Consider the following 4,997-nt stretch of genomic DNA (forward strand, 5'->3'; position numbering starts at 1 on the left):
CCCCTACACGCTCGGCGCGTACTCCTGCTGGCCGGTCGGCTATCTGCACCGGTACGCCGGGTACGAGGGCACCGCCCAGGGCAACGTCGCCCTGGTTCGCCGCCTGGTTGGTGGCCGCGACTATCCGCGGGCCGGCCAGTCAGACATGGTTACAGGGTTCCCTGCGCTCGATGTCCCTGAGTGTGGCCGTGTCGTGTGTCAGCTCTGCCTCGCCGGAAGTTCTTTGATGGCGTCGACGAACGCCCGATTCATGATCGCGTGGGTGAAGACGACGGTGCCGGGCTTGATGAGTTCGCCGTCCGCGGCGGCCTTCTCGACCTGGACGGTCCGCTCGCCGAGGAAGGTGAGGGTCTTGCTGTCGAAGATCCATTCGGTGCGCTGGCCGCTGGTCTCGTCGAGCCGGGCGACCGCGACACCACGACGGCCCGCGGCGTCGGTCGCGCTGTTCACCGAGACCACTCCCGGAATCTTCGCTGCGGCTTTGTAGAGCGCCGCAGTGAGCTGCGGCGAGGGCCAGCTCTCGGTCAGCAGGTCCCCGATGGTGGTGAATGCCTGCTGGTCCGGCCCGCTCCCCTGCCCCTCCGTCTCCTTGTAGATCTTCCGCAGCAGGGCGTCCGGGTCGGTGGGCAGGGCCGCGAGGTAGTCGTGGGAGGGGGCGCCGAGATGCGGCGTCGGTACGTTGCCCTTCTCGTCGGTGCCCCCGAGGGTGATGCCCTCCGGGCCGGTGTTGCCGGGCTCGATCAGCCACCCCTTGAGGCCGTCGGGGGACCTCCAGGACCGGCGGGTGTGGAGGGGCTCGCTGACGAGAGATGCCTTGCCGTCGACGGTCCTGACATGCGTGTTCGCCGTCTTCGTCTCGATGTAGACGTACTGGCCCGCGCCCGGTCGCGGCGCGCGGGTGTCTGCCGCGGCGAGAGAGATGCGGTCCAGCAGCGGCCGCGCGCCCTTGGGGTCCGCGGCACCGATCTCGGTGGTGAGGACGGGTCCACTCGCGCGGCTGTCCTCGAGGTCGCCGGCGTCGCCGGGCGCGAAGAGAAGGACGCCGACGGCCAGGGCGCCGACGAGCGCGGTCGCGGCCGGCAGGAGGACCGCCCTGCGCAGGAAGGGGTTGCGCGGGCTGGGCGACGCCTGGGCCCCGGCGTCGGGAAGGCGGTCGTGGTGGATCTGGCTCATCAGGCGCTCCTTGTGGAACTGGTGGCGGCCCGCGGGAAGGTCGCGCTCCTCGAACGTCGGGAGTTCTCCGGTCTGTTGCATGCCGACCGGGCGGTGCTGGGAGGGGTTGACGTTCATCGGATTCCTTCCTGTGCGGGCCGGACCGCGTTCGCGCGGTCACCTGTTGTCTGTCGCGGGCCGGCAGCGGGTTCCCGATCTCTCCGCTCCAGTTCCGAGGCGGCGAGTCTGCGCAGCTTGCCGCGGGCTCGTGAGAGGCGGGAGCGGACGGTGCCGACCGGAATGCGCAGCGCCTTCGCGGCTTCGGTGTACTCCAGTCCCTCGTGCAGGCAGAGGACGAGGACCTCTCGTTCGGTCCTGCGGAGCTTGCCGAGCGCCGTGAGGGTGGCTTCGATACGGCGCCGGTCGTCCAGCCGGCCGGCGACCTCGTCGGCCGGGTCGGGCAGCTCGAGGTGTGCTGCGCCGTTCGCCACGTACGCGGCGACCGCGGCCCGGTAGCGGCGGTTGCCGCGTACGTGGTTACGGGCGACGTTCGTGGCGATGCCCAGGAGCCACGGCCTGAGCGGCCCCCCTTCAGGGTCCACTGTGTGACGCAGGCGCCAGGCCTCCATGAAGGTCGCGGACATGACGTCCTCCGCGACCGACCAGTCTCCGGTCAGGCGGAAGGCATGGTTGTAGACGCTCTTGGCACAGGAGTCGAAGAGCTCTGCAAAAGCCGGGGGGTCTCCGGCCCGAATACGTGCGCGCATTTCGGTGGTCACACTCTCGACTGTCCGGCCGACCCGAAGGGTTCCTATGAGCCACGTCACGTTCGCGGCGCGTCAGTGTCGCTCGTATCGCCCCGGCCGTCCCCCTGGACGTCGACCTATCGCCTACCCGGCCGCGCTGAACCGTGCGGCCGTACTCATCTGGTCCCGGATGTAATCCCGCCCGCCTGGGCGGCTGCTCGGTAGCGACAGCGGCCCGAGGGAGGCGCTGAGTCGAGGTTGCCACCTGCCCCCACACCGACCTTGTCAGCGATCAGCCTTTGATTCACTCGAACGCAGCAGCTCGGCGTGCACATGGCGATCGGGACGCCGAGCGTGATCCCATGGACATACGACCATGGGTGATCGTCGAGCCACCTGACCGGCGCGGTCTGCGCCGGATCACCATCCACGACAAGGCGGTGGGCAGCGCCTGGTCCCTCCGCGAGTTGCGGAAGGTACTCAGCCGTCTCGGCTACCCCGACGACATGGACCTCGACGACCGCTCGCGCGTCCACTGGCGTGGCGGCGACAGCAGCGTCTGGCCCGACGACAGAGGCTGGAGACGCCGTGTGGTCATCGCCCTGATGCTCCTGGGACTGCTCGGCTCGCTGGCTCTGCACGCCGTCATCGGCTGGGCGGACGCCCTGGGAGCACTGACCTTCGCGCAACGTCTGGTCGGTGTTGTGTTCCTGTTGGCAGGCGCAGTTCAGGGCATCGCGTTGCCTGCGGTCGTCGACTACTGGGGCCGCCGGCAGGTCAGGCTCTCCGGAGCACTGGTCCTTGTCGGCGTACTGATGACACTGGCCACCACAACCCTTCTCCTCTTCCTGTGGTTGCGGGAACGAGAATTCATAGCCAATGTCCTCCTTTTCCTCGCTTTGTGGCTATGGTCGCTATGGGCGCTCCACATCCTCATCCACGAAAAAGTTTGGAGAGGGATACCGCACCCCAAGAAGTTCACAGCAGGGGTTGCCATCACGGCGCTCCTGACAGCCGTCAGCCTAGGTTATTCAATTATCTATCAGCCCATTGCCGCCCCCTCGCACTTCACCCTGAAAGCTGAATTCGGGACACCACAGGCAGACATCGATTCACCCTATATTCATGTCCCCCTCAAGCTGTACGCAAAGAACGCCGGAGGGATTCCGGTCTACATCGTCGTCGACGACTACACAGTCTGGGGATACTCGGCCGAGTTCTCGAAGACAGGCGAAGGGATGAAGGAATGGAAAGGCAGCGAGGATGGCGGGTGGTGGACCCCGGAGGCAGAGGCCTTCGAGACGAAGACTGATGGTGAGATCATCGCATCCGGACAGTTCCAAGGCCCTGGGTCAACACTGGACGCCGGGGAAGAATTCAGGATGGAGAAAGTCATCACCCTCCCCAAGAACACCAAGCACGAGACGCTGGACGCCGTTCTCCAGTTCGCCATCCTGAGGCAGGACCGCGGGAAGCTCGACGACGAATTCTACTACGAAAAACTTTCCTGGATCGAGTCGGAAGGGAGATACTTCTGCCCACCCGAGGACTGCGGCATGCATGTCATATATCACGGCAGGGTGCGCTACAACGCCAACTTGATCAACGTGACTCGCAAGCCTCGCTATGTAGCAGCTTTCTGGTCGCCGGAAGAGGAACCCCAGGTCTTCATTTCCTCATTCAACTTCAAGAAGGAGAAGAAGAGCGAGTCGATCTACGGCATCTATGAAGGCCTGGACGAGAGTGAAGTGGAGAGAGAGGCCGAGAGGTACGGCCTCAACTGGGTCTCCGTGAACTCGGAGGTTTCCATCAAGGGGCTTCTGAAGCAGACGCAGCCCTGAGTCGCGCTCACAGTCTCGTCAGAGCATGACGCCAGGGCACGCGTTCACCTCCACAGCGACCGCAACCGGCCAGTCCCCTCGGATCGCCAGAAAATCCGTCCGGCCAAGGGCTGTCCCGTAAATGATCTTTGGGCCGCCTCGGGCGGGGCAGGCCGCGGTACGGCCCGCTCGCCTATCCGGCGAGGGCGAGGTTGTGCAGGCGCGATGCCCCATGGCGTGGTGGACGCCGTCGCCCTTGAGTCGGCAGTCGCGGAGGGTCTTCCAGGTCTTCATGCGGGCGAAGACGTGCTCGACGCGGGCGCGGACCTGCTTGTGGGACTTGTTGCGTTCCTCTTGCCAGGCCGGCAGTTCGGCCTGGCCTCGCTCGCGGCGGTGCGGGATGACGAGTCCGGTACCCGGGTAGCCGCCGTCGGCGATCGTGGTGGTCTTGCCGACAGCCGATTTGGCGCCGGATCCCTCCCACGCCTTGCAGTCGTTGTCGCAGGCTCCACGGCCGGTCTTGCGGACCGCGTCCGCACCCTCACGTCGCAGCACGGTCACCAGCTTGCCGAACCGCCACGGTCTCAGCCCTGTGAACGGGGCTATCCAGGACGGCTCCGACGCCTGATCACACCAGCCACGGCAAGATCGCCTCATCTTGATCACGCTGTGGGGCTCTCCTGCCTCTGGCTGGACACATCTCAGTCGCCCGTGCGGATTCGGCATGAGAACCTCCACCCGTGGCTACGGAAACCGAAGTCGGAGAACTGTTGCACCAGCGCGGCTGGCGGACGGCATTCACGGTCGCTGGAATGGTGAACGCGTGGGCCGCCCTGGTGGGCGCCATCGAGCGCGGCTACGGCGACTACATCCACGAGTACACCAACGACCTCTACTGCCGAAATTGGCTGCACGAGGCGTGGCTCCTGCTGGACGACCACATCGTTCAGCTCTGGACCCCGCAGATCAAAGCTCTGGACGACCGGTACAAGGCCGCGACCATCGACGACGACGGCATAGCACTCGACCAGTTCCACAGGCTCCCCGGCCCCGACCTGTGGTGGTGGCGGCGATACCCCCGCCTCCTCACCGGAGACCTCGGGCATTCGCTTCGCTCGGCCGGCGCCATCGGCACCGCCCCGGACGCAGCCTGACCCTCAGCCTCACAGGATTACGGGACAACTCTTACAAGCCGTCTCATTTGGTGAGGCGGCGGTAGCAGATGAGGGTGCAGGCGATGCTGGTGAAGGCGAGGAAGTGGCTGGCTTTGCGCTCGTAG

4 protein-coding genes and 1 pseudogene are annotated in these 4,997 nt (G+C 66.0%); 2 read left to right on the top strand and 3 right to left on the bottom strand.

The genetic code is table 11. The features are described 5' to 3' along the window. Positions 1 to 198 precede the first annotated feature (198 nt). The gene (locus ABZY12_RS34125; protein ID WP_356897316.1) at positions 199 to 1,290 is read right to left on the bottom strand and encodes a CU044_5270 family protein; all 1,092 of its coding nucleotides are present in this window, start codon (positions 1,288 to 1,290) and stop codon (positions 199 to 201) included. Then, positions 1,287 to 1,919 carry an RNA polymerase sigma factor gene (locus ABZY12_RS34130; protein WP_356897318.1) on the bottom strand — a complete coding sequence of 211 codons (633 nt, stop codon included), beginning with the start codon at positions 1,917 to 1,919 and terminating at the stop codon, positions 1,287 to 1,289. The genes ABZY12_RS34125 and ABZY12_RS34130 overlap by 4 nt, the downstream gene beginning before the upstream one ends. Positions 1,920 to 2,260: 341 nt before the next feature. Here ABZY12_RS34130 and ABZY12_RS34135 point away from each other — a divergent pair, with 341 nt between their 5' ends. Then, positions 2,261 to 3,739, top strand: a complete 1,479-nt coding sequence (locus ABZY12_RS34135; RefSeq protein ID WP_356897320.1) for a hypothetical protein — start codon at positions 2,261 to 2,263, stop codon at positions 3,737 to 3,739. A 172-nt stretch (positions 3,740 to 3,911) separates the two neighbouring features. On the opposite strand, the pseudogene ABZY12_RS34140 reads toward ABZY12_RS34135, so the two are convergent. Further along, positions 3,912 to 4,375 (bottom strand): annotated as a pseudogene (locus ABZY12_RS34140) (transposase family protein). An 83-nt stretch (positions 4,376 to 4,458) separates the two neighbouring features. Between ABZY12_RS34140 and ABZY12_RS34145 the strand changes: the two are divergent. Further along, positions 4,459 to 4,872: a hypothetical protein gene (locus ABZY12_RS34145; protein WP_356897322.1), complete on the top strand. Its 414-nt coding sequence runs from the start codon at positions 4,459 to 4,461 to the stop codon at positions 4,870 to 4,872. Positions 4,873 to 4,997 lie beyond the last annotated feature (125 nt).

Source organism: Streptomyces sp. NPDC006551, from assembly GCF_040611675.1.
Lineage (GTDB): Bacteria > Actinomycetota > Actinomycetes > Streptomycetales > Streptomycetaceae > Streptomyces.

What these genes read in the sequence shown, in the direction of transcription:
- ABZY12_RS34125 (WP_356897316.1), bottom strand. Translation starts at nt 1,290, where the DNA reads ATGAACGTCAACCCCTCCCAGCACCGCCCGGTCGGCATGCAACAGACC.
- ABZY12_RS34130 (WP_356897318.1), bottom strand. Translation starts at nt 1,919, where the DNA reads ATGCGCGCACGTATTCGGGCCGGAGACCCCCCGGCTTTTGCAGAGCTC.
- ABZY12_RS34135 (WP_356897320.1), top strand. Translation starts at nt 2,261, where the DNA reads ATGGACATACGACCATGGGTGATCGTCGAGCCACCTGACCGGCGCGGT.